The sequence below is a fragment of the Nannocystis bainbridge genome (genome assembly GCF_028368995.1).
Taxonomy (GTDB): Bacteria; Myxococcota_A; Polyangia; order Nannocystales; family Nannocystaceae; genus Nannocystis; species Nannocystis bainbridge.
In genome coordinates this window covers 1,558,134-1,584,205 of the sequence record NZ_JAQNDL010000003.1, presented here as the reverse complement: position 1 = coordinate 1,584,205, position 26,072 = coordinate 1,558,134, and the positions used below count along the sequence as shown (strand labels likewise).

Sequence of the window (26,072 nt, the reverse complement as noted above, 5' to 3'; positions counted from 1 at the left end):
CTGGGGACCCCGACCGCGCGACGCGGGCGTCGGACCTGAAGCAGCGAGGAGAGCACCATGGAGAATCACTCGAGCGACGAAACGATCCTGGCGCACATGCGCGACGTCCTGCGACGCCAGCGCGAGGCGTTCACCGCCGAGCTGCCGGTGAGCGCGGCGATCCGCAAGGACCGGCTGCGGCGCGCGATCGACCTCGTGGTCGGCAATCAGGACCGGCTGACGCAGGCGCTGTCGGCCGACTTCGGCCACCGCTCGGCCACGCAGTCGACGATCACCGACATCATGGCGTCGGTGAAGGCGCTGCGGCACGCGCTGGCCCACGTCGACCGGTGGATGAAGCCGGAGAAGCGCAAGCTCGACTTCCCGCTCGGCCTGCTGGGCGCGCGGGCCCACGTCGAGCACCAGCCGAAGGGCGTGGTCGGCGTCATCTCGCCGTGGAATTTCCCGGTCTACCTGACCTTCGATCCGCTGGCGCAGATCTTCGCCGCCGGCAACCGAGCGATGGTCAAGCCGTCGGAGCACACGCCGCGCACCGCCGAGCTGATGCGCGAGCTGGCGACCAAGTTCTTCCCCGAGCACGAGCTCGCGTTCATCCTCGGCGGCACCGACATCGGCAAGGCGTTCGCCGGCCTGCCGTTCGACCACCTGATCTTCACCGGCGGCACCGGCATCGCCCGCCACATCCTCCACGCCGCTGCCGACAACCTGGTGCCGACGACGCTCGAGCTGGGCGGCAAGTCGCCCGTGATCGTCGGCGAGACCGCCGACGTCGCCCGCGCGAGCGAGCGCGTGGTCACGGGCAAGCTGCTCAACGCCGGCCAGGTCTGCCTCGCGCCCGACTACATGCTGGTGCCGCGCAGCAAGGAGCCGGCGATCGTCGCCGCGCTGCAGCAGGCGGTCGCGCGCCTGTACCCGACGATGCTCAGCAACGACGATTACACGTCGATCGTCGACGGCCGCCACCGCGAGCGCCTGCAGGGCCTGCTCGAGGACGCGAGGGCCCAGGGCGCCGAGGTGATCGCCATCAACCCGGCCAACGAGGACTTCGCCAGCGCGGGCAGCAACAAGATGCCGCTGCACCTGGTCCGCAACACGAAGCCGGAGATGCGGCTGACCCGCGAGGAGATCTTCGGGCCGATCCTGCCGATCGTGCCGTACGACCGCGTGGAGGAGGCGATCGCGTACGTGAACGCGGGCGAGCGGCCGCTGGCCCTCTACTACTTCGGCGACGACGCCGACGAGGAGCGCCGGGTGGTCGAGCGCACGGTCTCGGGCGGGGTGACGCTCAACGACGTCATCTTCCACGGGGTCCCCGAAGACCTGCCGTTCGGCGGCATCGGCCCGTCAGGCATGGGCAGCTACCACGGCTTCGACGGCTTTAAAACATTCAGCCACGCGAAGGGGATCTACCGCCAGCCGAAGCTGGACATCGCGGGGCTGGCAGGGCTGAAGCCGCCGTACGGCGAGAAGACGCGGAAGACGCTCAAGCGCGAGATCGGCGGGTAGCGAGCTCGACGGGGGAGGCGGTGCGAAATCAGGCCCACTCCCTACCGTCTTGACCTGCTGACCTGAACCTGGGTAATCTCGCCCCCAGGGTGGGAGAAACCAGCAATATCGCTCTCATGGCCGAAAAAATCTCGGCCGAGATTTTTTCGCGATTCGGATGGGAGAGGATTGGACCCGTTGATAGCCACTGGGCTTGTGTCACCGAGAGCCATAACCGCGACGAGCACCCGACTGATGTCGTATTCAAATATGATGATCCCTATAATCGAGATCGCGAAGTGTATGTCATTACGGATCTAAAAAGCTATGCCGCGTCAACGATCCAGAAGGCAAAGATCAAGGGCGCGTTGAATAACCTGTGCGATACGATTAAATGTGCGAGTCGGGGCTCAGGTTGGAAAGAGAAGTACGTGGCGGAAATCGCCGAGAATAACATCGCGGGTATGCTGTTCGTTTATGATCACTCGCTAAGCTACGAGAAGGATCTTTTTACCAGTCTGTTTTCAGAAGTGGACCCTTCAGATTTTATGCTTCCTCCCCGCACTAAGGTCATGGTGCTGGGACCTCAGTCAATCGTGGCATTGTATGGCATCGCGCGCGACATGCAGACGTTGCGACAAGATGGCGGCCTTCCAAGTATGGAATTTTGCCGCTTCTGGTATCCAGAACTTGTCTCGGTTCGCCTTCAAGACGCAGAACCACGAGCGGCAAGTATCGAAATGCTGACAGGGCCTTGGATTGCAATGAGGTCTCGAAATGGCGAATCTGTGCACTATACATTTTGGTACCGCCAAGACGGAGGGACTTCTGAAGAGTTTGGTTACCTGTTCGATAGTTTTTTTCGTCATCAGCTTTTGGTAGACAAGTCGACATCCATAAATGTCCGCGTTGTGTCGCCGATGTCGGATGCTCGCTCTCGCTTTGAGCGAGCGAAAGTACAGTACGCGTCACGTTTTTATAATTTTCCGCGCGAGCGACTGGAGCGGGTCACTTACGGATCTGTGCCAGACGTTATGCGCAGGTTTGATGAGACGGAACTGGGGTGGCGCGATGGGTAAGCGAGTTGCGGAAGGAATGATTTTTGCTGACGATAAGGACGTCAAGGATCTTTTGCTTTCTTCCAAGCTTGGCAAGCAACGGCTGCTACAACTTGCCCAAGGTCGTGGAATTATTTTGCCCAAAGAGGATAGCCGCGAACAGATCATTGCAGCGATTGCTCGCATGTCGCACAGCTGGATTCAGCTGTCTGAAATTCTTGACCAGACTAGCACTTTAGAACGTAGCGAAAGCGTGCGATGGCGGCAATTGCTGGAGATTTCACCATCGATGAGGTAAGTTCGGTTCTGGATCTCTTGAAGGAAGAGAGAACCGAAACGGCGGGGGAGCAATGGTCTGTAGCGCAATCCGGCAAAAATCACTTTCACGTTGTCGCAACCTATATGGAAGTGGATCCTGGGAAGACACGCCTAGCTCAGAGGACTTTGCGTGAGGTCTCGGTCGAGATCGAGAAAAGCAGCTCTGGGCTTCAGGTGCGTCACAGTGCTCAAGATCGTGGGACAGAGATTCTTCAGAGTATGGTCGCAAGTCTGCAGAAATCTAAGGGCGAGCCTGTCAACGCTACTATTATTGATCTCTCGACGATCCTGGATCCAGAATCTCGTACCAACTTCTTCATCAACCTCGGACACAACATGGAAGGGTTCAACATGCACGAAACCCTCAGTGTGCGAGGGAGCCGTATGTCCGTAACAAATGAAGATGAACTGGGCGATGAAGACCTCATTAAGGAAGACTTTTCCGCTGCTGTAAAGAAGATCATCCTAACGGGAAGAAAAGTTGACCACTCCCCGGAGTACAAGCGCTTTACGGAGTCTCGTTTTTTTGTGAGCGAAATGACGTGGATTGCCATCGATGAGCGCAAGAACGGGATTAAGGTGGAATTTGAGGCTGGGTTTGCCGCTGATGAGTCTGCTCAGCATTTCTATTATTCTGTGAAGAGATTTTGGGAGCGCGGTACGGATGGTGAATTTAAGAAGAGTTATCAGCGGGCAAAAGGCGATCGACAGCGAACATTGAGTAAAGTACTGGAAGCGGCCGCGATGCGGGCTCAGCAGCAAATTTTCTCAGCACTAGGGCCTGCGAATACCATTGTAGACCGAGCCACAAGTAACAATTTATCGGAGACACCGCCCCCGCCACCTCGCAAGAGAGGGCGCGGGGGAACTAAGTGATGCTCACGGCGCGAGGCGTTCGATGCCCGCGCGCAGCAGCGGCAGGACGGCGTCGCCGGTGGTGGCGAAGCCGTCCCCGACGGTCAGGCCGGCGCGGTAGCGCTGATGGATGCCCTCGGCGATCACCGCCAGTTTAAAAAATCCGAGGGCCACGTAGAAGTCGAGCTCGCCGAGCTCGCGGCCGGACTGCCGTGAATAGCGCTCGACCAGCGCCTCGGCGTTTGGAAAATGATTCGCGGTATCCCGGCGGATGTGCGGCACGCCGAGCACGGGCTCGGTGAGCGGGTCCCAGTAGACCAGCGCCAGGCCGAGGTCGGCCAGCGGGTCGCCGAGCGTGCACATCTCCCAGTCGACGATCGCGGCCACCTCGATGCGGTCGGGCGCGAGGATGACGTTGTCGAGGCGAAAATCACCGTGCACGATGCTGCGATCGCTGCGCGCGGGCAGGGCCAGGCGCAGGCGGCCGGCCAGCTCGACGGGCTCGGCGAGGTCGCGGGTGTGCACGCGCTCCCACTGGTCGGTCCAGCGACGGATCTGCCGCTCGAGGTAACCCGCGGCGCGGCCGAAGTTGTCGAGACCGACGTTCGACGGATCGATCGCGTGCAATTGACAAAGCCGATCGATCAGCTCGAATCCACACAGTCGCTGCTCGTCGGGATTTAATAAAGTCGCGTCCGCGGCGCTCTGGATCACGCGGCCCGCGACGAAGGCGGTGACTGCGAACGGCACGCCGAGCACCGCGGTGTCCTCGCACAGCAGCACGGCCGGGGCGACGGGCACGGGCGTCGGGCCGAGCGCGGCGACGACTCGATACTCGCGGGCCATGTCGTGGGCGCTGGGCGTGAGCGTGCCGAGCGGCGGCCGGCGCAGCACCCAGTCGTGCACGCCGTCGCGCAGGCGATAGGTGAGGTTCGACTTGCCGCCGGCGAGCAGCTGCGCGTCGAGCCGGCCGCCGTAGTCGGGCACATGCTGCTCGAAGTAGCGGTGCAGCGCCGCCAGGTCGAGGCCGGGCGGGTTCATCCGTGGCCTCGCTTCTTGAAGGCCGACACGCTGCGCTTGGCGATCGACCACCGGTGCGTCTCGCTCGGGCCGTCGTAGATGCGGAACGGTCGGACCTCACGCCAGTAGCGGGACAGCAGCAGATCGCCGGACGTGCCGACGGCGCCGGTCATCTGCATCGCCCGATCGACGATCCGCCCGACCGCCTCCGACACGAAGGTCTTGGCGATCGACGACGCCGTGCCGGCGTCGCCGCCGGTGTCGAGGACCCACGCGGTGTGAAGGATCAACGAGCGGCTGGCCGCGAGCTCGATCTCGTTGTCGGCGAGCTGCTGCTGGATCATCCCGAGCTCGGCGAGGCGGCCGCCGAAGGCCTCGCGCGTGGTCACGTGGGCGAGCGCGAGGTCGTGGGCGCGGCGCGCGAGGCCGAGCCAGCGCATGCAATGGGTGAGGCGCGCCGGGGCCAGGCGGACCTGCGCGTATTCGAAGCCGCGGTCGACCTCGCCGAGGATCGCGTCGTCGCCGACGATGCAATCGGCGAACACGACCTCGCTGTGGCCGGCGAACAGCGCGTGGTCGAGGGTGTCGAGGTCGCGGACGATCTGCAGGCCCGGGTTGTCGCCGGCGACCAGGAACATGGTCGCGCCGCCGCGGTCGCCGGGCGCGCCGGAGGTGCGGGCCATGACGATGGCGAACGCGGCCCCGCGCGCGCCGGTGATGAACCACTTGCGGCCCTCGATGCGCCAGCCCTCGGCGACGCGGGTGGCGCGGGTGCTCAGGGCGCGTGGGTCGGAGCCGGCGCCGGGCGGCGGTTCGGTCATGGCGAAGCAGCTGCGGACCTCACCGGCCGCGAGCGGCGCCAGATACTTGGCCTGCTGCGCCGGCGTGGCCACGCGCTCGAGCAGGTGCATGTTGCCCTCGTCGGGCGCCGAGATGTTGAGCGCGAGCGGGCCGAGCAAGGAGTAACCGGCCTCCTCGAACACGCTCGCCTGCCCGCGCACGTCGAGGCCGCGGCCGCCGAACTGCGCGCCGACGTGCGGCGCGAGCAGGCCGGCGGCGCGCGCCTGCGACTGCAGCGTGCGCCGGATGTCCTCGGCGTCGCGCGCGTCGTGGAGCGAGCCGCCGCACGCGAGCTCGACGGGGATGACGACATCGCGGACGAACTCGCGGGTGCGCTGGACCAGCGCGGCGAGCTCCGGATCGAGGTCGAAGCGGATGGCCATGGGTCGCCTACCTTCGCATCGAGGATGGCGCGTACACCGGCCGTGAGTCAAGTCTGCGGGCGTTCTTTTTTAATTCGTTGTAAAAATTTGGGGCCGTGTCTAGATTGCTGCCATGGCCAAGAGCGCGTTCATCTACGACGCGATGCGGACCCCGCGGGGCAAGCTGAAGGGCGGAGCGCTGCACAGCATCAAGCCGGTCGACCTCGTCGTCGGCCTGATCCACGAGCTGGTGCCGCGCAACCCGGGGCTGCAGCTGGGTCGCATCGACGACATCGTCCTCGGGGTGGTGTCGCCGGTGGGCGAGCAGGGCGGGTGCATCGCCCGCACCGCGGCGCTGGTCGCCGGGCTGCCGGAGACGGTCGCCGGCGTGCAGCTCAACCGCTTCTGCGCCTCGGGGCTCGAGGCCGTCAACACGGCCGCGGCCAAGATCGCGGGGGGGTCGGACGACCTCGTGCTCGCGGGCGGCGTCGAGTCGATGTCGCGCGTGCCGATCGGGGCCGACGGCGGGGCCTATCATCAGGACCCGACCACCGCGTACGACGCTTACTTCGTGCCGCAGGGCATCGGCGCCGACCTCATCGCCACGCTCGAGGGCTTCAGCCGCGAAGACGTCGACGCGTTCGCGGTCGGCTCGCAGCGCAAGGCCGAGCACGCGTGGAAGAGCGGCCACTTCGCGCGCTCGGTGGTGCCGGTCAAGGACATGAACGGGGTGCTCGTGCTCGACCACGACGAGCACCGGCGGCCCGAGTCGACGGTGCAGTCGCTGGGCGCGTTGCCGGCGTCGTTCGTCAAGATGGGCGAGCTCGGGGGCTTCGACGCGGTGGCGCTGCAGAAGTACCACCGGGTCGAGAAGATCCACCACGTGCACACGGCGGCCAACTCGTCGGGCATCGTCGACGGCGCGGCGCTGATGCTGCTCGGCAGCGAGGAGGCCGGCAAGCAGCTCGGGCTGAAGCCGCGCGGGCGGATCGTGGCGATGGCGGCGACCGGCAGCGAGCCGACGATCATGCTGACGGGGCCGACGCCGGCGACCAAAAAGGTGCTCGCGCGCGCGGGCCTGACGATCGGCGACATCGACCTGTTCGAGCTCAACGAGGCGTTCGCGTCGGTGGTGCTCAAGTGGCAGCGCGACCTCGAGGTCCCGGCCGACAAGGTCAACGTCAACGGCGGGGCGATCGCCATGGGCCACCCGCTCGGCGCGACCGGCTGCATCATCCTCGGGACGCTGCTCGACGAGCTCGAGCGCCGCAACCTGCGCTACGGCCTGGCGACGCTGTGCGTCGGCGCGGGCATGGGCATCGCCACCATCATCGAGCGCGTGTGAGCGCTTCACCGAGGGCACCGAGATGACGAGCGATTCGAACACCCACAAGGCCCCTGCGATCCACTGGAAGCGCGACGACGACGGGATCGTGATCCTGACGATCGACGACCCGGGCGCGAGCGTCAACACGATGAACGACGCCTACACCGAGTCGATGGCGGCCAGCGTCGAGCGGCTCGAGGCGGAGCGAGCGACGATCACCGGGGTGATCGTGACCAGCGCCAAGAAGAGCTTCTTCGCCGGCGGCGACCTCAACCGCCTGCGCAACTACGATGGTTCGCGCGCGGCCGAACAGACGGCCCACATCGAGCGCGTCAAGGATCACCTGCGCCGGCTCGAGAAGCTCGGCCGGCCGGTGGTCGCCGCCATCAACGGCACCGCGCTCGGCGGCGGCCTCGAGGTCGCCCTGGCCGCGCATCACCGGATCGCCGCCGACGTGCCGGGCTGCCAGATCGGCCAGCCCGAGGTCACGCTGGGCCTATTGCCCGGCGGCGGCGGCATCACCCGCATCGTCCGCATGCTCGGGCTGCAAAAGGCGCTGACGCAGGTGATCCTGCCGGGCACCAAGTTCAAGCCGCGCGAGGCGCTCGAGCTCGGGCTGGTCGACGCGGTGGTGCCGTCGGTCGATCGGCTGATCCCGCAAGCCAAGGCGTGGATCGCCGCGAACCCGGAGGCTGCAAAGCCGTGGGACAGGAAGGGCTTCGAGATCCCCGGCGGCAGCGCGGCCAGCCCGGCGCTGGCGAGCATCCTGCCGGCGATGGCGGCCAACCTGCGCAAGCAGGTCAAGGGCGCGCCGATGCCGGCGCCGCGGGCCGCCCTCGCGGCGGCGGTCGAGGGCTCGCTGGTCGATTTCGACACGGCGTCGCTGATCGAGACCCGCTATCTGGTCAGCCTCACGACCGGCCAGGTGGCGAAGAACATGATCGGGGCGTTCTTCTTCGACCTGCAGAAGATCAACGCTGGCGCCAGCCGACCGGCGGGGTTCCCCAAGTTCCAGGCCAAGAAGGTCGGGGTGATCGGCGCCGGCATGATGGGCGCGGCGATCGCCTACGTCGCGGCCAAGGCGGGGATCGAGGTGGTGCTCAAGGACGTGACGCTGGCAGGGGCCCAGAAGGGCAAGAGCTACGCGGTCAAGCTCGAGCAGAAGGCGGTCGAGCGCGGCAAGACCACCCAGGACAAGGCCGACGCGCTGCTGGCCCGCATCCACGCGACCGAGGACCCGCAGGACTTCACGGGGGTCGATTTCGTGATCGAGGCGGTGTTCGAGAGCGTCGAGCTCAAGCACAAAGTCTTCAAAGAGATCGAGCCGTACGTGGAGCCGACCGCGGTGCTGGGCTCGAACACTTCGACGCTGCCGATCGCGCTGCTGGCCGAGGGGGTGCAGCGGCCGGCCGATTTCATCGGGATCCACTTCTTCTCGCCGGTCGACAAGATGCAGCTGGTCGAGATCGTGCGCGGCAAGAACACGTCGGACGCGGTGCTGGCCAAGGTGTTCGACTTCGTGCTGCAGATCCGCAAGACGCCGATCGTGGTCAACGACGCGCGCGGGTTCTTCACGTCGCGGGTGATCGGCAAGTTCATCAACGAGGCGGTGGCGGCCGTCGGCGAGGGCGTGGAGCCGGCGACGATCGAGCAGGCGGCGCTGCAAGCCGGCTATCCGGCGGGGGCGCTGCAGCTGCTCGACGAGCTGACGATCACGCTGACGCAGAAGATCCGCCAGGAGACGCGCAAGGCCGAGGAGGCGCAGGGCAAGACGTGGGTCGCGCACGGGGCCGAGGCGGTGGTCGACCGCATGATCGACGAGCTCGGTCGCAAGGGCCGCTCGACCGGCGGCGGGTTCTACGAGTACGACGCGGCGGGCAAGCGCGTCGGCATCTGGCCGGGGGTGCGCGAGGCGTTCGCCTCGGGCAGCAAGGAGCTGCCGTTCATCGACTTGCAGGAGCGGATGCTGTTCGCCGAGGCGATCGACACGGTGCGCTGCGTCGACGACAATGTGCTGACCTCGGCGGCCGACGCCAACATCGGCTCGATCTACGGCATCGGCTTCCCGGCGTGGACCGGCGGGGTGTTGCAGTACATCAATCAATACGAGGGCGGGCTGCGCGGGTTCGTGCAGCGGGCGCGCGCGCTGGCTGCGGCGTACGGGCCGCACTTCGAGCCGCCGGCGTCGCTGGTGGCGAAGGCCGAGCGCGGCGAACGCTACGAGTGATTCGCGGCCCGACCGGGAGCGGAGCGCTCCCGGTCGGTTCGCCGCCTCAATAGTCGGGCCACGAGCGGCGGTAGGCGTCGTTGCGCGGGTCGCCGCGGCCCCACGGCAACGACACCGACAGGGTCATGCGAGTGGTTCCGTCGTCGGCGCGGTGGAGGCGGATGACGTCGGTCATGTCTTCGGGACGAAAGACGGGCCCCTTGATGTCGACGCCCGGGTCGCTCCACGCGCCGACGACGGTCCGGCGGAACAGCGCGTGGTCGTCGTTGCCGAGCGGCTCGGCGCGCAGGCAGCGGGCGTAGAACTCGCGCACGCGGGCGAACGGCGCGGCCACGGTCGCGGCGTAGCCGTTGTGGTCCTGCCGGCCGCGGGTCGTCGCGCCGGTCGACCGCACCTCCATGTCGGGGTAGAGCGGAAGGCGGTCGTCGAGCAGGCTGTCGCGCGGGCACTCGGCCGGTGGAGGCTCGATGCCCTGGCAAGCGGCCAGCACGGTGACGAGCACGCAGGCGAGGCGCATGCGTGCACTCTACCATCGCCGCGGCCGTCAGCGACGACCATGGCCGAGCGTGCGGCGAGGAGATGCCGTCCGGACCGTGGTGCCTGGAGCATGATGGCTCGATGTTCGGAGCAGCATCGCTCCCGCTGTCGTCGCGGTGTGTGTCGCGCGAGCGGGCCGGGCCTCGACGGGGTGACCCGTCAGAACTGCGCCGGGTTGCCCATGCCGAAGCGGACGAATTCTTGCGTCGCCTTGACGAGGTCGGCGAGCGAGCGCATGCGCGGGTTCCACCACTCGGCGGCCCAATTCATCGAGCCGAGCAGGAGCAGGCGCGAGACGTTGATGTCGAGGCCCGGGCGCAGCTGGCCGGCGGCCTGGGCCTGGGCGAACAGGTCGCGCCACAGGCGGCTGTAGGTGGCCTCCTCGGCGGCCGGGCGCACGCGCAGCTGCTCGGGGACCTGGTTGGCGTTGCGGATCGACGCGGTGGTGTAATCGGAGATGTGGAGCTCGTAGCGGAGGTGGGCGGCGACCGCCTCGAGCAGCTTGTCGAACGGGCTGGTGTCGGCGGGCAGGGCGGCCAGCACCTCCTCGACGTGCATGCGCACGCGGTGGGCCCCGACCCACATGACCTCCTCGATCAGCGCGTCGCGCGACTCGAAGTAGTAGTAGATCGCCGGCGCCTGGACCTCGGCGGCCTCGGCCACGTCGGCCAGGCGGGTGCCGGCGTAGCCCTTGCGGCTGAGCACGCGCGCGGCCGCGTCGAGGATCCGCTCGCGCGTCCGGGCCGACTTGGTGTCTTCGCTCGCCATGCCGCCGGCGAGTATAACCGCTCGCGCCCGCCGCCGCAGCCGCCGGGCTCGTGCGTCCGCGCGCGGGCGCGGCGGTCGGCTGGCCCTCACGACATGCCCCGAGGAGCATGTCGAAAGGGACATGTCACGGGGCGTCGGTGCTGACGTAGATCATGCCGAGGCACATCTCGTCGCCGGTGCCCTCGCCCCACTTGATCGCGGAGTCGCCCGCGGAATTATCGAAGTGGCACTCGAGGCGGACGACGTCGGACGGCTCGACGGTGATCGGCGCGGCGAACTCGTAGATGCCCTGCCAGTTGAAGTCCCAGCGGGGTACGTCGACGAGGCAGGCCTCGGGGGCGCCGCCGCTCTCGACGGCCAGGCTGGCCCGGGCGCCGCGGGTGTGCATGTGCACGCCGGCCATGTGGGCCAGCATCGGCTTGCCGACGCCGATCGCCTCGTCCTTGTAGAGGTACTGAATGATGGAGCCGAGGTCGATGGTGAACGAGTGCATGACGTCGGCCTCGCCGGCGGGGATCGTCATGGGCGGGGCGTCGACCATCCAGCCGGGGTGGGCGACCGGCAGCAGCAGGGCGGGGCGCGCGACGGTGTCGGCGGTGCGGACCATGATCGTCGACTGGTCGGCGGTCGGGACCCCGTTCGGGTGGTAGTGCATCTGCATGGCGATCTTCGAGCCGGGCTTGACGCGGATGCCGGTGCCCTCGGGCAGCGCGCCCGAGCTGGCGCCCGGGACCCACGCGCCGAGCCACTGCGCGCGCGGGCTGGCCTCGCCGCCGGGGCCGCCGTAGCACGGATAACCGGGCCCGGGGTCGGCGGCGTCGAGCGCCTCGAACTCCGCGAGCTCGTCCGGCGGGATGATGAAGGCGATCACGTGATGCACGATCTCCCGCGCCCCCGGCTCGATCGTGAAGGCCGTCGCGTAGGTCTCCTGGTCTTTGGGCCAGTCGAGCAGGAAGCAGCGATAATCGTCGGCCAGCCCCTCCGCCGGCGTGAACGGCTCGGAGATCCCGATCTGCACGTCGTAGGCGATCGGCGGCGCGTCGTCGTCGACCGGCGGCGGGGCGTCGTCCGGGTCGCCCGCGGGCGCGTCGGCGGCGATCCACGCGAGCACCAGCTCGCGCTCTCCGTCCGAGAGGCCGCGGTCGTGGGCGAACTGATTGCAGTCGGCGCCGGGCGGCCACGGGGGCATGGTGCGGTCCTCGATCGCGGGGCCGAGGATCTTGGCGAACATGCCGGCCTCGTCGTAGTTCGTCAGCGAGAACGGGGCGATGTCGCCGGGGCGATGGCAAGTGGCACACTTGGCGTCGAGGATCGCCTTGATGTCGCGGTAGTAGGTCGGGCCCGCGGGCTCGCCGGTGGTGCCGGTCGGCGAGGTGGTGGTCGGCTCATCGCCGGTCGAGGTCGCGGTCGCGGGGCCGTCGGTGCTGGCGTCGGTGGCCGCGGTGCCAGGGTCGGTCGCGGCCGTGGTGCTGTCGGTGCCGGTCGTCGGCGGGCTCGCCGATTCGTTGCAGGCGGTGAGGGCGACGAGCGAGACCACGAGCGAGCGCGCGCGAGACATGGCGGCCAGGATATCGCGGGCGGGCCAGACCCGGGAGATGGCGAAGCCGAGCGCGGTAGCGGCAGGCTCACGCGCCGAGGCGGCCGGTCCGTCGGGGTCGCGAGGCGGCGCCCGGGTGCGCAGGCGTCTGCGGGCGAGGTGAAGGTCCGGGGCCACGCCGGCAACTTCGGAGGTACGACGTCCTCATGCTCGCCCCCCACGACCTGCCCGCGACCTCGCGTAGAGTCGCGCCGATGCTCGCGCTCGGCGAAGCCAGTCTCTCCTCCTCGCGCATCGCGGCGGCGCTGCGCAACTATGCGGAGATCCGCGGCGAGCTCGGCGGCCGGTCGGCGCCGAACCTCGCGTTCGAGGCGCTGCGCGCCGGCAAGCATTTGCTGGTGGCGCTCGCCGCGGAGGCGCAGTTCGCCGATCTGGAGAGCGTCGTGAACGACCTCGAGGAGGTCGCGGTGCGTCACCCGGAGCCGCGGATCGGGGTGGCGTGGACGATGGCGGTGCGCATGGTGCTGGCCAAGCTGTCGCGCGCGGGTCGGATGGAATTGCTGGCGCGCTCGGAGCGGCTCGCCGAGCGGTTCGGGCCGGAGTTCGCGGGCGCGGTGATTCGCAATTACGGCGAGTCGATGGCGATCACGGCGTATCGAGAGTTCGATGCGCTGGGCGAAGAGCTCGCCCGCGTGCGAGCGTTCGCCGGGGCCGATCGGGGGCGGCGGGTCGTCTACGCGGCGCTGGCAGCAGACCTGGCCACGCTGGTCAGCGACATGCGGCCCGGAGAGCCGCAGACGGTCGCGTGGGTGCGTGCGATCGTCGACGAGCTGGCGCAGATCGACGGGGCCTCGGAGGCGCTGGCGAGGGCGCGCAATGGTTTGCCCGAGGTCGCGGCGGCCGAGCAGGCGCGGCGCCGCCAGGAGCGGATCGAGCTGCGCGAGCGCGACCCGACCGCGGCAGCGCTCGAGGCGACGCTGGTGGAGGCCGGGTTCGCGACCCCGACGGCGATCGACGAGGCGGCGCTGGACGGGCGGCCGGCATGGTTTCCGTTCGAGCGTCGCGGCTGGCTGCTGCAGTTCGACGCCGAGACCGGGTTCGCGCCGCACCGCGAGCACGGTGCCCTGCTGACGGCGATCGCAGGCAGGTTGGGGCGGACGATCTCGATCGACGAGGATTGTTTCGTCGAGGGCCGCGGCTGGCGGCTGGTATTCACGGCAGGGGAGCAGCACACGCTCGAGTCGCCGCTCGCGGAGGTCGACGATTGGGTCGACGTCGCGCTGCTGTTCCGCGCGGTCGCCCTCGTCGCCGGGGTCGCGCCGCTGTATGTGCTCGGCACCGGCGATCAGACGGTGACGCTGCTGATCGCGCCGCCCGCGGCCGTGAGCGCGCTCGAGGCCGGCGGATGGTTCAAGCAGCGAGGGCTGAAGGCGAAGCGACTCGGGGCCGCGAAGCGCAAGAGGTGATCGTCGAGTTCGCGGCGACGACCACCGAGGCGAGGCGGTCGGGGTTTGCACGATCTGTCCGCGAGGTCGGGCTGCCGCAGGCGCGAGCTGGTCGGGCGCGGCGAGCAGGAAGAATCGCCGGCGATGGCGTCGCTCTCGCGGAGGGAGCGGCTGGTGCTCGCCTGGATGGCGTCGTATGCTCGCAGGCATGCGCAGCGATCTGCTGTCTCGCCTCGCCTCGCTCGGGCCCGCGGTAGTGCGCTGGGCCGAGGCCCGCGAGGCGGAGATCTTGCGCAACGGGCTGGCGCTCGACGCGAAGATGCAAGCGGTCGCCCGCTCGGTCGGGGTCCGAGAGCCGGAGCGGGTGCGGATCGCCGTGGTCGCCCGCATCCCGCTCCCGGAGGATCCCGAGCTCCGCCAGGCAGCAGTGAGCCTCGGCATGCTGGGTCCCGAGACGATCGGCCTGACCCTGGGCCATGGCATCTATGTCCGCAAGCGCCCCGTCTCCACCCGGCTGCTGTCGCACGAATGCCGGCACGTCCATCAATATGAGCAGGCGGGCTCGATCGCGGCGTTCCTCGGGAGCTACTTGCAGCAGATCGCCACCGTCGGGTACCGCGATGCGCCGCTCGAGGTCGACGCCCGCGCCCACGAGATCGAGCGGCTGTAGCGAGCGTCGCGTCTGCGAGGCCTCGCAGCGCGAGCGCCACGAGTGAGAGTCACGCCTCGCGGGCGGCCGCGATGGTTCGGGTCGGAGCAGCCGGAGTGCGCGAGGACCACGGCGAGCGATGAGGCCGATCACGTCGGCGCGCGGCCTCGTGTGGGCGCTCGAGGCGCCGGGGCTGAACCGTGCTGGGGGCGCTCTGACGGCACCTTCGCGCTCCCCGAGACCCACACGTGCGGGGACTCGCACGTGTCCGCCGACGGGCCTCGCTTGACCCTGTAGTCGCTACAGGGTCTACGTTGACCGTCACCCCGGAGGACCGGTATGAGCGCAAAGTGCTGCGGAACGCCGATTCAGGTCGCGCCTGGCTACAGCCGGGCGCTGTGGATCGCGCTGGCCGTCAACGGTGGCATGTTCGTGGTCGAGGTGGTCGCGGGGCTGTTCGCGGGCTCGCTGTCGCTGCAGGCGGACGCGCTCGATTTCCTCGGCGACGCCGGCAACTACGCCCTGAGCCTGTGGGCCGCCTCGCGGGCGCTGGGCGTGCGAGCCCGCGTCGCCACCGTGAAGGGCGTGACGATGGGCCTGTTCGGCCTGTGGGTGCTCGGGCGCGCGGTGCTCAGCCTCGCCGGCGGCGAGCTGCCGCACGCCGAGGTGATGGGCGCGACCGGCGTCGTCGCGCTGATCGCCAACCTCGCCGTCGCGGTGCTTTTGTACCGTTATCGCGACGGCGACAGCAACATGCGCTCGGTGTGGCTGTGCACGCGCAACGATGCGCTCGGCAACCTCGCGGTGTTGCTGGCGGCCGGTGGCGTGCTCGCCTTCGGCTCGCGCTGGCCCGACCTGCTGGTCGCCGTCCTGATCTCCGGGCTCGCGCTCGTCAGCGCCGTCCAGGTCCTCGCCCAGGCGCGCCGCGAGCAGCGACAGTCGCGCGCGAGCGGCTGACCACCCACGTACCCCATGCCGCGCCTCGTCCCTTGGAGTCCCTCGTCGTGGCGTCGTCGCTCGCAGGCGATCGGCCGCATCCACCTCCCAGCAACTCGCACACAGCGCCCCTGAGGGTTCGTTCATGGTCCACACATTGGCTCGCTCCGTCTTCCTGTCCCTCATCGTCCTGTTCGCGTCTGGTTGTGATTCGCCGAAGCAGGACGCGGAGCAGAAGGCCCGACCTGCCGCCCCGGCTCCGGCGTCAGGCCCCGAGCACGCGGCTGCCGGCGTGAAGCCTGGTTCTCACGAGGACTGGTGCGGCGAGCACGAGGTCCCCGAGTCGTTGTGCACTCGCTGCAATCCCGCCCTGATCGCCGCGTTCAAGGCCAGCAACGACTGGTGCGTCGAGCACGACCTCCCCGAGTCGCAGTGCCGGCTCTGCAACCCCGAGCTGAAGATCGTCCGACCGCCGCCCGCCGGCGAGGCGAAGCCGTGAAGCGGAAGCTCGGGCTCGTCAGCGCGGTGGTCGGGATGCTCGTCGCGGCCTGCGGCGAGCGCGGCCAGGCTCCGCGGTCGGCCGCGAGCGCGACGGCGCCTTCGGCCGTCTCGCCGCCGGCTGTGGACCGGTGCGAACACGGCATGACTCGCCCGATCTGTCCCAAGTGCAACCCCGCGCTCGCGGCGGTCTATCAGTCCAAGGGCGACTGGTGCCACGAGCACGGCTTCCCCGGGTCGCTGTGCCCGATCTGCAAGCCCGACGTGAAGCTCCCGGACGTGGGCCCGCCCGTGGCCGCGCCGGCCGACTGGTGCGGCGGCCATGGCCTGCCCGAGTCGAAATGCACCAAGTGCAACCCTTCGCTCGTCGCGCAATTCAAGGCTGCGGGCGATTGGTGCGAGGAGCACGGGTTCCCTGATTCGGTGTGCCCGATCTGCAACCCGCAGACACCACCGACCTCGGCGGCCGCGGGCGATTGGTGCGTGGAGCACGGGCTGCCCGAGTCGAAGTGCACGAAGTGCAATCCCTCGCTCGTCCAGGAGTATCGGGCCGCGGGCGACTACTGCGACGCGCATGGTTTCCCGGAGTCGGTGTGCCCGGTCTGCAAGCCGGTGAAGCCCCCAGCGGGCGCCGAGGAGGCCGCGCTCGAAGCTCGCACCGTCCGCTTCAAGTCGCCGGACATCGAGGCGGCCGCGGGCATAGCGACCGTCATGGTCCAGCGAGTCGAGGCCGCGACCTCGTCGGTCGCATGCACGGCGCGGCTGGCGTTTCACGGCGATCGGGTGGCGGAGATCCACGCGGTCGTGCCGGGCATCGTCCGCAAGGTTCGCGTCGAGCTGGGTGACCGCGTGGAGGCGGGTGGTGATCTCTTCGAGCTCCAGAGCATCCACGTCGGCGAGATCCAGGCCGAGCTGCAGACCGCGCGTGAAGGGATTCGGACGGCGCAGGCCAACCTCGAGCGCAAGCGCGAGCTGCTCGCCAGCGAGATCACCTCGAGGCGTCAGGTCGACCTCGCCGAGCAGGAGCTGATCACCGCCCAGGCGCACGCCAACGCCGCTCAGGCCGGCCTGCGGCTGCTCGGCGCCGGCAAGGCGAGCGCCTCGGGCCGCTACGTCCTGGTCGCTCCGCTCGCGGGCACCGTGGTGCGTCGTCCGGCCGTGCTCGGCATCCTCGCCACCGAGGAGATTTCGCTGGCGACGATCGCGGACACCTCGGTGATGTGGGCGCTGTGCGACGTGCCGGAGACGGCGGCGTCGGACATCGCTCTCGGGCAGACCCTGCAGCTCTCGATCGACGCCGACACCGCGTCGAGCTTCGAGGGCGAGATCACGTGGATCGCCGCCGAGGTCGATCCGCGCACCCGCACCGTCACCGCGCAGGCGGAGATGCCGAACCCGGGCGGGAAGCTGCGGGCCAATCAATTCGGGCTGGCGCGGATCGACACGAGCGCCGCGAAATCCGCGGTCTCGGTCCCGCGCGAGGCCGTGCAGCGGGTCGGCAAGCTCGACGTGGTGTTCGTGCGGACCGGGCCGGGCGTGTACGAGCCGCGGGTCGTGAAGCGGTCGGGCGACGGCGAGGTGGTCGCCGTGAAGGGGCGCCTGCGCAGCGGCGAGGCCGTGGTCACCACCGGCGCGGTCCTGCTGCGCACCGAGATCATGCCGGGCAGCATCGGCGCCGGCTGCTGCGAGGTCGAGCCGCCCGGGGGTCGTTGATGCTGACCGCGCTGATCGACCTCTGCCTGCGTCACCGACCGATCGTGGTGCTGGCGACCGTGGTGTTGATCGCCGTCGGCCTGGTCAGCTTCCAGCGGCTGCCGTTCGACGCGTTCCCGGACACCACGCCGGTCCAGGTCCAGGTCAACACGACCGCGCCCGCGCTCTCGCCCCTCGAGGTGGAGCGGCAGATCACGTTTCCCATCGAGCAGTCGATCTCGGGCTTGCCCGGGCTGACCACGGTGCGGTCGGTCTCGAAGTTCGGCTTCTCGCAGGTCACCGCGATCTTCGACGACGACACCAACATCTATCTCGCGCGCCAGGTGGTGAGCGAGCGGCTGGCCACCGCGGATCTGCCGGACCGCGTCGGACGTCCGGCGTTGGGCCCGGTGGCGACCGGCCTCGGCGAGGTGTTCCAGTACCTCGTCCACAGCGAGACGCGCTCGCCCACCGAGCTGCGGACGCTGCATCGCTGGGAGATCCGCCCGCAGATGGTGCAGGTGCCGGGCGTCGCGGAGATCAACACCTGGGGCGGCCACGAGCGGCAGTTTCACGTGGTCGTCGACCCGCGCCGGCTGGTCAAGCACGGGCTGACCCTCGACGACGTCGCCCGCGTCCTCGAGCGAAGCAATCGCAACGCCGGCGGCGGCGTGCTCGAGCAAGCCGGTGAGTCGCAGCTGATCCAGGGGCAGGGGCTCGTCGGCAGCGTCGCGGAGATCGAGGCGATGGTGGTCGCCCACGTCGACGGCAAGGTGATCCGGGTGAGTGACATCGCGGAGGTCCGCGAGGGCCACGAGATCCGTCGCGGGGCGGTGACGGCGGAGGGTCGAGGCGAGGCGGTGCTCGGGCTCGGCTTCATGTTGATGGGCGAGAACAGCCGCGAGATCACCCAGCAGCTCGAGGCGCGGCTCGAACAGGTCCGCCACAGCCTGCCCGAGGACGTCGCGGTGACGCCGGTCTACAGCCGCACCGACCTGGTCGGCGCGGTGCTTCACACGGTCCGCGACAACCTGCTCGAGGGCGCGCTGCTCGTCATCGCGGTGTTGTTCGTGTTCCTCGGCAACCTCCGCGCGGGGCTGATCGTCGCGCTGGCGATCCCGCTGTCGATGCTGTTCGCGTTCAACGCGATGCTGCAGTACGGGATCGCCGGCAGCCTGATGAGCCTGGGCGCGATCGATTTCGGCCTGGTCGTCGACAGCTCGGTGATTCTGGTCGAGAACGCGGCCCGGCGATTGGAGGAGGACGACAGCGACCGCAGCGTCCGCGAGATCGTGCGCGACGCCGCGGTCGAGGTCCGAAAGCCGACGCTGTTCGGCGAGCTGATCATCGCGATCGTCTATCTGCCGATCCTCGCGCTCGAGGGGGTGGAGGGCAAGCTGTTCCAGCCGATGGCGCTCACGGTGATCTTCGCCCTGGCCGGCTCGATGCTGCTCTCGGTCACGCTGATGCCGGTGCTCGCCAGCCTGGCGCTGAAGAAGGGCGGCGGGGGTCATGACAATCGCCTGGTGCGCTGGCTGAAGGGCCGCTACCGCCGCGCGCTCGGGTGGGCGCTCGACCGGCGCAAGCGTGTGCTGGTGCTCGCGAGTTTGCTCGTGCTCCTGGCCGCGGCCGCGGCGACCCGGCTCGGCTCGGAGTTCGTGCCGCGGCTCGGCGAGCAGGCGGTCGTGATCAACACCGTGCGCGTGGCCGGCATCTCGCTCGACGAGTCGGTCCGCTACGGGACGCAGCTCGAGCGGCGGCTGCTCGAGCGGTTCCCGGACGAGGTCGAGCACGTCTGGACACGCACCGGCACCGCCGAGGTCGCCACCGATCCGATGGGCCTCGAGGTGTCGGACGTGTTCATCACGCTCACGCCGCGCGAGCGATGGACCCGCGGCGCGACCCAGGACGCGCTCGTGCAGGCGATGGCGACCGAGCTCGAGGGCATGCCGGGGATGCGCAGCGTCTTCACCCAGCCGATCGAGATGCGCGTGAACGAGATGGTCGCGGGGGTCCGGGCCGATGTCGGGATCAAGCTGTTCGGCGACGACTTCGAGGTCCTGCGCGAGCAGGCAGACGCGATCCGCCGGGCCGTCGAGGCGCTGCCGGGCGCCAGCGACGTGACCGTCGAGCAGCTGACGGGCCAGGCGATGCTCGTCATCGAGGTCGATCGGCTGGCCGCCGGCCGCCATGGCATCCCGGTCGGGGAGATCCTCGAGGTCATCGAGTCGCTGGGGACCCGCAAGGTGGGCGAGGTCGTCGAAGGTCAGCGGCGCTTCGATCTCGTGCTCCGCCTGAGCGACGACGCCCGCGGCTCGGCCGAACGCATCGGCGGTGTGCTGATCACCACGGCGTCGGGGGCCCAGATCCCGCTGTCACGGGTCGCGCGGATCGAGGTGGTCGAAGGGCCCTCGACGATCCAGCGCGAGTGGGCCAAGCGGCGGGTGATCGTGCAAGCGAACGTGCGCGGCCGCGATCTGGGGTCGTTCGTGGCGGACGTGCGGCGAACGCTGGGCGAGGACGTGACGCTGCCCGACGGCTACTACACGACGCTCGGCGGTCAGTTCGAGAACCTCGAACGAGCCCAGCGCCGCTTGCTGGTGGTGGTGCCGATCGCCCTGTTGCTGGTGTTCTCACTGCTTTACCTGACCTACGGCCGCGCGATCGATGCGATCCGCGTGTTCACCGGCGTGCCCTTCGGCGCGGTCGGGGGGATCGCCGCGCTGTGGGTGCGCGACATGCCGTTTTCGATCTCGGCCGGGGTCGGCTTCATCGCGCTGTCGGGCATCGCCGTGCTGGGCGACATGGTGCTGGTGTCGCGCGTCATGCAGCTGCTCGCGCGAGGTCGGGCGCCGGTCGAGGCGATCCGCGAGGCGGCGGAGACGCGACTGCGGCCGGTGCTCATGACCGCGACGGTGGCCGCGGTCGGCTTCGTGCCGATGGCCCTGGCCACCGGTGTGGGCGCGGAGGTCCAACGCCCGCTCGCGACCGTGGTCATCGGCGGCGTGCTCACCTCGACCGTCGCCACGCTGTTCGTGCTGCCCGTGCTCTACGCGGCGTTCGGCGCCCGCCGGCCCGAGCGCGACGGGACGGCGTGAAGCGAGGCGCGTCGCGGGACAGTCCGCCCGAGGTCACGCTTTGGGTCGTCCCGGGGCTTCGTCCCGGCCGTCGCGCAGCCACCCGGCGAGCATGCCGACCAACTCGTCGACGAGGGCGCCGGAGCGGGTGTCGGCGCCGCGCTCGAGCACGCCGTGGTAGACGACCTCGCGGCAGATCGTCGCCAGCATCCAGCCGGCCAGCTCGAGCCGCTGCGAGCGGACGCCGAACGCGGCCAGGAGCTGGGTGACGTCGGCGCCGCAGCGCTCGCCGCCGGTGGCCGAGCGGCGGCCGCGGAGCCGCGGCACCTCCTCGGTGAAGGCCCGCTGCAGGGCCGGCTCGATCGTCTGCGCGGCGACGTAGGCCTCGACCAGCGCGCGCAGGGTCGACTCGAGATCGCCGCCGCGCGGGCGAGCGAGCGCGGCCTTCATCGCCGCGTCGGTGCGCTCGCCGTGGCGCCGCTCGAGCTCGACGACGATGGCCTCCTTGTTGGGGAAGAACTGGTAGAGCGAGGCGATGTTGACCCCGGCGCGCTCGGCGATCCGGTTGGTCGTGAGGCGGGCGTAGCCTTCGCGCACCAAAATATAAGCTGCAGCTTGGAGGACGGCGGCGACGGTGGCCTGCGAACGGTCCTGAACGGGGCGGCGACGGGGCTCGATGCGACGCTTGACGGCCACCGGAGAGGGCTAGCGAACGCAAGCTGACGAGGCAAGCAATTGCTTATATTTTTGAAAATGTGATGGACGTGATGAAAGACGAGCGACGGGTCCGTGGCCTCAACTTCGTGTTCAGCGGCGGGACGGCGGGGATCGGGCTGACGGCGGCCACGGCGATGGCCCGCCGGGGCGCGGCGATCTTGCTGCTCGGGCGCGACGGCGAGCGCGGGGAGCGAGCGGCGGCGACGGTACGCGCGGCGGGGGCTGCGGTGGCGGAGTACCGCGCGGCCGACCTCACGACGATGGCGGGAGTGGGCCGGGCGATCGAGACGATCGCGGGGTGGCGACCGGCGCTGCACGGGCTGGTGCACACGGCGATGACGGCGTCGATGCGGCGGGTCGACACGGCCGACGGGTTCGAGCGCGCGTTCGCCTTGCAGTACCTGGCCCGCTACGCGCTCAACCGCGGAGCGCTGGCGCAGCTGGCCCGCTCGGGCGACGGGCGCGTCGTGCACGTGGGGGCGAAGGCGCCGGCAGGGCTGGTGCCCGACCTCGACGATCTGCAGTTCGAGCGCCGCCGCTGGCGGCTGCTGGCGGCGCTGATGTCGTCGCAGGTGCTGGGCTACCTGCACGTGCAAGCGGCAGCGCAGCGCTGGCGCGACCTGCCGGTCACCGCGAGCATCGCCTGCGTCGGCATGACCCGCACCGACACGGCGCGCGAGTGGCCGTGGTTCATCCGCGCGCTGTATCGCCTGTTCGGGGCCTCGACGGAGCGCTCGGCGGCCAACGTGGTGCGGCTGCTGACGATGGCGGATGCCCGACCGGCGAACGGGGCGATCTGCTTCGACCCCGGGCGCTTCGAGCCGACGCCGCTATGTCTCGAGGCCGAGCTGGCGCGGCGCACCTGGGAGCTGTCCGATCGGCTGGCGCGCGAGCGCGGGCTGGTGCTGCCCGCGACGCCGCATGCATGAGGACATGTCCGCGAGGACATGTCGGTGGATTGCGCGGGAGCTCCGCGAGCGGCAGGGCCGCCGTCACGCCGCCGCGGGTCGCTCGCGGACGAAGCCGGTCTCGACGAACTCGTGGATGTCCGCCCGCATCTCCTCGATCACGACGGCGAGGGCTTCGTCGTCGAGGCCCTCGGTCTCGACCTGGGGCCCGACCCACACGGTCACGGGCCCGCGCCTGAACAGCCAGGTGCCCTTGTGATTGACCTCGTAGGCGCCATGGACGGCGATCGGGACCACCGGGGCGCCGGCGTCGCGGGCCATGAAGAAGACGCCTTGCTTGAACGGCTGGAGGTGGCCATCGAGGGTCCGGTGGGCCTCCGGAAACACGAGGATGGAGATCCCGCGAGCGATGCGATCGCGAGCGGCGAGCATGAGCGCGGTCGTGCGTCCGCCCTTGGCGGAGGGCACGGGGATCCCGCTGGTGATCCGCATGATCCAGCCGTACGCGGGGATCTTGAAGTGCGAGGCGAGCATCAACCCGCAGAACGGCCCCGGGATCACGCGACAGGCGACGTGGGCGTCCATGAAGTTGACGTGGTTCTGACAGAACACGCTCGGCCGCGTCGGGTCGAAATCAGGGTCGTAGATCACGCGAAAGCGCGGGTACGCGAGGCGGGTGACGTGCGACATCCACTGCGCTGCCCTGCGGTTGAGCTCGGGACCTCCGCCGCGGACCAGCCCGAAGACCACGAGGAAGAGGATGGTCACGGTCATCCATGCAAACCCGAGAGTCCAGACGAGGATCGAGGTGATGTAGCGGATGACCCGCGCTGGGAAGGACATGGGCACCTGTCGAGAGCAAGGCGAGGCCCGGACGGACGAGCATGCGGAGCCCGGGCTCGGTGCGTGCTTTTACCAGAGGAAGCCCTTGCGAACGCGGTCGACCGATGAAGGGGTGGTGCGAGGTCGTGAGCGAGGAGAGCGGCAAACGCGAGGTTGAGGCAGGTGACGTGACGGCGACGCGCCCGCCGCAGCGCGAAGATGGCGTCGAAACGGCGGACGACCGCGTGCGCGCGAACGGCGTCGGCACGAGCGCCACGCTCGCCTGCTCGGCGTGTGTTTTGGCTCGGCCGGATGAAGACGCGCCCCGGGGTGCAGCTGGCGGACGACGAGCGACTCAGAAACCATGACGACGGGATGCTCGGCGGCCTGGGAGATCGGGCTACGGACGACGGGCTTCCGGTCCGTGCACGCTGCCGTCTTCGTCGAGCCGCGGGGCCGTGAGGTCGAGCCGAGAGCTGGCCGGAGGGCGGGCTTCGTGGCGCGGCTGGGTTGCTCGCGTGATTGAAGCAATGATGATATGTCCTTTGAGACATGTCTATGAGTTGTGTAGGGAATGGACAATCGCGTGAGATGGCCGGCGTCGGTGCGCGGGGGAGTACAGGAGCATCGGCGTGAGCGCGAGACCGAGGGCGCATCGGCGGGGTTCCCATGGTCGCCCGGGAGGAGAGACGAGCCGAGCGGGAGCACGCGCGGCCGGCTCGGCGGGCACCGGGCCGGGGCACGCAGGAGCTTTTCGAGCCGCCGCGGCGGTGGTAAGCTGGGTGCATGCTTTATTTGCACCGCTTGCCTTGCTTGTTGTTCGGGCTCTTACTGCTCGGCTGTCACGACAAATCGAAGGAGACGGATTCGGATGCGACGGCGACGGACCCGACGGGAGCGACCGAGTCGTCCGGGTCGTCGGAGACCGACCAGCCGACCTCGACGTCCACCGCGACGACGAGCACGAGCACGACTTCGACCTCGACGACCGACACGAGCTCGGGCAGCACGAGCGAGCCCGGGACCGTCTCGGATACCGAGCCGCCCGAGCCCGGCGGCGTGAACCCGTGCGGGACGTGCCGGGCGGGGCAGTTCTGCCGCTGGTTCGACTCGGACATCCCGGCGTGCGGGTCGACCGAGTGCGTCGAGACGGACGACCCGACGTGCATGGTATGCTTCGCCGCGCCGGCGCAGTGCCCGACGACGACGGTCGAGAAGTGCGCGGCGAACGTGTGCTTCGACGGCGGAACGAATGGCTTCCACCTGGCGGAGGACGGCATCATCGTCGTCGAGTGCGACATCTTTGCGGACACCGGCTGCGGTCCCTGAACCTCGAGGCTTTTGCTGGGACTCGCTGCGAGTCCCGGCCGCCGCGCCGGCAGGGGTAGCGAGATGCGCGAGGCTCGAGGCCACTTCGCGCGGTGGGACGTGGGGATCGTGCGCGCGAGCTGCTGGCGGCGTGCGTGTTACGAAGTCGAGGTCGTGTCTGCGCGGAGGTGCCCCGAAAGATTGTTGGCGGGACGTAACCGGGGGCTCGGAGCGAAGCCGCGCAACGGCCTCCGAAGCCCGCGCAGGGGGGTCTGGCGGCTCGTGCGACCGGGGCGGGCGGGGGCCTCTGTAAAGCGACGGTAATCCGGCGTGCAAGGAGCCCGGGGGCGACCAATATCAGGATGCGAGCCGGGGACATGACCTGCGCGGCGATGGCCGCCACCGGTTTCGAGGAGACACACCATGACACGCATCACCAAGGCCGCCTTCCTGTCCCTTTCCCTCATGTTCGTCGCCTGCGACAAGGAGGAGACCGCGGAGCCGACCGAGCAGGAGCTCGCGGAGGTCGAGGGCGGGCACCACAAGGGCGGGTTCATGGCCAAGTTCGACGCCGACGGCGATGGCTCGATCTCCCGCGAAGAGGCCAAGGGTCACCGCTTCGAGGCCAAGTTCGCCGAGCTCGACGTCGACGGCGACGGCAAGCTGAGCGGCGAGGAGCTGAAGGCGATGAAGGGCCGCCGCGGTGGTCACGGCGGGCCGAAGGACCCGGAGGAGCGGGCGATCAAGCTGCTGGCCAAGTTCGACGCCAACAGCGACGGCGCGCTGTCCCGCGAGGAGGTGACCGAGGGGCCGCTGGCGCACAAGTTCGCCGAGGCCGACGCGGACAGCGACGGCAAGCTGACCCGCGAGGAGCTGAAGGCGCTCAAGGGCCGCGGCAAGCACGGCGACGGGTCGCACAAGGACCCGGCCGAGCGCGCGGCGATGATGATGGCGAAGCTCGACGCGAACAGCGACAACGCGCTGTCCGCCGACGAGGTGGCCCAGCACCCGAAGCTGGCCGAGAAGTTCGCCGAGGCCGACAGCAACAGCGACGGCAAGCTGTCCCGCGAGGAGCTGGTGGCGTTCAAGCAAGCCCACCACGGCGACCGGGGCCACGGCCCGCGCGGCGACCACGGCGACCGGGGCCACGGCCCGCGCGGTGACTACGGCGACAAGGGCCCGCGCGGCGAGTGAGCCGAGCTTCAAGCAGGCCGGGAACGCGGAGCGCCGCTGCCCTCACGGGCGGCGGCGCTGTTCGCGTCGTCGGCTCTCAGTCACGGCCGAGAGCGTTCGGGACATGGCTCGAAGCACATGTCCCATCGTCCATGTCGTTCGAGGCAGGTCCGGAGACGGCCCGGCGGGCAGCGTCGACCTGGGCGAGGATCGCCCGGGCGTGGGCGAGGAAGCGCTCGCCGGCGGGCAGGAGGCGGACGCCGCGAGGGGTGCGGTCGAACAGGCGAGTGCCGAGTTCGTCCTCGAGCTGGTGGATCTGCCGGGTCACGGGCGGCTGCGAGACGTGCAGCCGCTGCGCCGCGCGACCGACGTGCTGCTCCTCGGCGACGGCGACGAAGTAGCTGATCTGGGTCAGGCTCACGGGCCCAGGCTACGCGCGAGCGCCGGCGCCAGGCAAGCCCGGGTCAGCGCCGGAGACTGCGCGCCGGTGGCAGAGGCAGGGGTTGCCATTCG

The 26,072-nt window shown here is 69.3% G+C and carries 23 protein-coding genes; 15 read left to right on the top strand and 8 right to left on the bottom strand.

The window, feature by feature from the left end; genetic code table 11:
• Positions 1-57 precede the first annotated feature (57 nt).
• The 4 genes from POL25_RS31545 (at position 58) to POL25_RS31530 (ending at position 3,737) form a co-directional block, all read left to right on the top strand.
• Entirely contained in the window at positions 58-1,506 is a 1,449-nt protein-coding gene (locus tag POL25_RS31545) for a coniferyl aldehyde dehydrogenase (RefSeq protein ID WP_272089985.1), read from the top strand.
• Positions 1,507-1,595: 89 nt separating this feature from the next.
• The gene (locus POL25_RS31540) at positions 1,596-2,564 is read left to right on the top strand and encodes a PD-(D/E)XK nuclease domain-containing protein (protein WP_506417453.1); all 969 of its coding nucleotides are present in this window, start codon (positions 1,596-1,598) and stop codon (positions 2,562-2,564) included.
• Complete coding sequence (locus tag POL25_RS31535) at positions 2,557-2,841, top strand: hypothetical protein (RefSeq protein WP_272089983.1); 285 nt, start codon at positions 2,557-2,559, stop codon at positions 2,839-2,841. The genes POL25_RS31540 and POL25_RS31535 overlap by 8 nt, the downstream gene beginning before the upstream one ends.
• Positions 2,802-3,737 carry a hypothetical protein gene (locus POL25_RS31530; protein WP_272089982.1) on the top strand — a complete coding sequence of 312 codons (936 nt, stop codon included), beginning with the start codon at positions 2,802-2,804 and terminating at the stop codon, positions 3,735-3,737. Before POL25_RS31535 ends, POL25_RS31530 begins: the two co-directional genes overlap by 40 nt.
• A gap of 3 nt (positions 3,738-3,740) precedes the next feature.
• On the opposite strand, the gene POL25_RS31525 is transcribed toward POL25_RS31530, so the two are convergent.
• Complete coding sequence (locus POL25_RS31525) at positions 3,741-4,757, bottom strand: phosphotransferase family protein (protein ID WP_272089981.1); 1,017 nt, start codon at positions 4,755-4,757, stop codon at positions 3,741-3,743.
• Positions 4,754-5,959, bottom strand: a complete 1,206-nt coding sequence (locus POL25_RS31520; RefSeq protein WP_272089980.1) for an acyl-CoA dehydrogenase family protein — start codon at positions 5,957-5,959, stop codon at positions 4,754-4,756. Before POL25_RS31520 ends, POL25_RS31525 begins: the two co-directional genes overlap by 4 nt.
• Before the next feature lie 112 nt (positions 5,960-6,071).
• Here POL25_RS31520 and POL25_RS31515 point away from each other — a divergent pair, with 112 nt between their 5' ends.
• Together POL25_RS31515 and POL25_RS31510 are read left to right on the top strand one after the other, a co-directional pair.
• Positions 6,072-7,283 carry an acetyl-CoA C-acetyltransferase gene (locus tag POL25_RS31515; protein WP_272089979.1) on the top strand — a complete coding sequence of 404 codons (1,212 nt, stop codon included), beginning with the start codon at positions 6,072-6,074 and terminating at the stop codon, positions 7,281-7,283.
• 22 nt (positions 7,284-7,305) lie between these two features.
• Complete coding sequence (locus tag POL25_RS31510) at positions 7,306-9,492, top strand: 3-hydroxyacyl-CoA dehydrogenase NAD-binding domain-containing protein (protein WP_272089978.1); 2,187 nt, start codon at positions 7,306-7,308, stop codon at positions 9,490-9,492.
• Positions 9,493-9,538: 46 nt separating this feature from the next.
• Here the strand turns inward: POL25_RS31510 and POL25_RS31505 are convergent, their stop codons facing one another.
• The 3 genes from POL25_RS31505 to POL25_RS31495 form a co-directional block, all read right to left on the bottom strand.
• Complete coding sequence (locus POL25_RS31505; protein ID WP_272089977.1) at positions 9,539-10,009, bottom strand: hypothetical protein; 471 nt, start codon at positions 10,007-10,009, stop codon at positions 9,539-9,541.
• A gap of 179 nt (positions 10,010-10,188) precedes the next feature.
• Entirely contained in the window at positions 10,189-10,797 is a 609-nt protein-coding gene (locus POL25_RS31500) for a TetR/AcrR family transcriptional regulator (RefSeq protein WP_272089976.1), read from the bottom strand.
• Between the two features lie 124 nt (positions 10,798-10,921).
• Positions 10,922-12,355: a monooxygenase gene (locus tag POL25_RS31495; protein WP_272089975.1), complete on the bottom strand. Its 1,434-nt coding sequence runs from the start codon at positions 12,353-12,355 to the stop codon at positions 10,922-10,924.
• Between the two features lie 185 nt (positions 12,356-12,540).
• Between POL25_RS31495 and POL25_RS31490 the strand changes: the two genes are divergently transcribed.
• The 6 genes from POL25_RS31490 to POL25_RS31465 all read left to right on the top strand — a co-directional run bounded on the left by POL25_RS31490 (position 12,541) and on the right by POL25_RS31465 (position 20,652).
• Positions 12,541-13,800, top strand: coding sequence for a hypothetical protein (locus POL25_RS31490; RefSeq protein WP_272089974.1), 1,260 nt, complete (start codon positions 12,541-12,543; stop codon positions 13,798-13,800).
• Positions 13,801-13,987: 187 nt separating this feature from the next.
• The gene (locus POL25_RS31485; protein ID WP_272089973.1) at positions 13,988-14,449 is read left to right on the top strand and encodes a hypothetical protein; all 462 of its coding nucleotides are present in this window, start codon (positions 13,988-13,990) and stop codon (positions 14,447-14,449) included.
• A 318-nt stretch (positions 14,450-14,767) separates the two neighbouring features.
• A complete protein-coding gene (locus POL25_RS31480) occupies positions 14,768-15,385 on the top strand; it encodes a cation efflux transmembrane domain-containing protein (RefSeq protein WP_272089972.1) in 618 nt (205 codons plus the stop codon).
• A gap of 124 nt (positions 15,386-15,509) precedes the next feature.
• Positions 15,510-15,863 (top strand): hypothetical protein, encoded by a 354-nt coding sequence (locus POL25_RS31475; RefSeq protein WP_272089971.1) that lies wholly within the window; start codon positions 15,510-15,512, stop codon positions 15,861-15,863.
• A gap of 143 nt (positions 15,864-16,006) precedes the next feature.
• Positions 16,007-17,575: an efflux RND transporter periplasmic adaptor subunit gene (locus POL25_RS31470; protein ID WP_272089970.1), complete on the top strand. Its 1,569-nt coding sequence runs from the start codon at positions 16,007-16,009 to the stop codon at positions 17,573-17,575.
• The gene (locus POL25_RS31465) at positions 17,575-20,652 is read left to right on the top strand and encodes an efflux RND transporter permease subunit (protein ID WP_272089969.1); all 3,078 of its coding nucleotides are present in this window, start codon (positions 17,575-17,577) and stop codon (positions 20,650-20,652) included. Before POL25_RS31470 ends, POL25_RS31465 begins: the two co-directional genes overlap by 1 nt.
• 33 nt (positions 20,653-20,685) lie before the next feature.
• Here the strand turns inward: POL25_RS31465 and POL25_RS44615 are convergent, their stop codons facing one another.
• The gene (locus POL25_RS44615; protein WP_272089968.1) at positions 20,686-21,327 is read right to left on the bottom strand and encodes a TetR/AcrR family transcriptional regulator; all 642 of its coding nucleotides are present in this window, start codon (positions 21,325-21,327) and stop codon (positions 20,686-20,688) included.
• Between the two features lie 71 nt (positions 21,328-21,398).
• Here POL25_RS44615 and POL25_RS31455 point away from each other — a divergent pair, with 71 nt between their 5' ends.
• Entirely contained in the window at positions 21,399-22,277 is an 879-nt protein-coding gene (locus POL25_RS31455; RefSeq protein WP_272089967.1) for an SDR family NAD(P)-dependent oxidoreductase, read from the top strand.
• A gap of 63 nt (positions 22,278-22,340) precedes the next feature.
• Here the strand turns inward: POL25_RS31455 and POL25_RS31450 are convergent, their stop codons facing one another.
• Positions 22,341-23,099 (bottom strand): lysophospholipid acyltransferase family protein, encoded by a 759-nt coding sequence (locus POL25_RS31450; RefSeq protein WP_272089966.1) that lies wholly within the window; start codon positions 23,097-23,099, stop codon positions 22,341-22,343.
• Positions 23,100-23,864: 765 nt separating this feature from the next.
• Between POL25_RS31450 and POL25_RS31445 the strand changes: the two genes are divergently transcribed.
• Both POL25_RS31445 and POL25_RS31440 read left to right on the top strand, forming a co-directional pair.
• Positions 23,865-24,407: a hypothetical protein gene (locus POL25_RS31445; RefSeq protein ID WP_272089965.1), complete on the top strand. Its 543-nt coding sequence runs from the start codon at positions 23,865-23,867 to the stop codon at positions 24,405-24,407.
• A gap of 402 nt (positions 24,408-24,809) precedes the next feature.
• Entirely contained in the window at positions 24,810-25,580 is a 771-nt protein-coding gene (locus POL25_RS31440) for an EF-hand domain-containing protein (RefSeq protein WP_272089964.1), read from the top strand.
• Positions 25,581-25,656: 76 nt separating this feature from the next.
• Here the strand turns inward: POL25_RS31440 and POL25_RS31435 are convergent, their stop codons facing one another.
• Positions 25,657-25,980, bottom strand: coding sequence for a LysR family transcriptional regulator (locus POL25_RS31435; protein WP_272089963.1), 324 nt, complete (start codon positions 25,978-25,980; stop codon positions 25,657-25,659).
• Positions 25,981-26,072 lie beyond the last annotated feature (92 nt).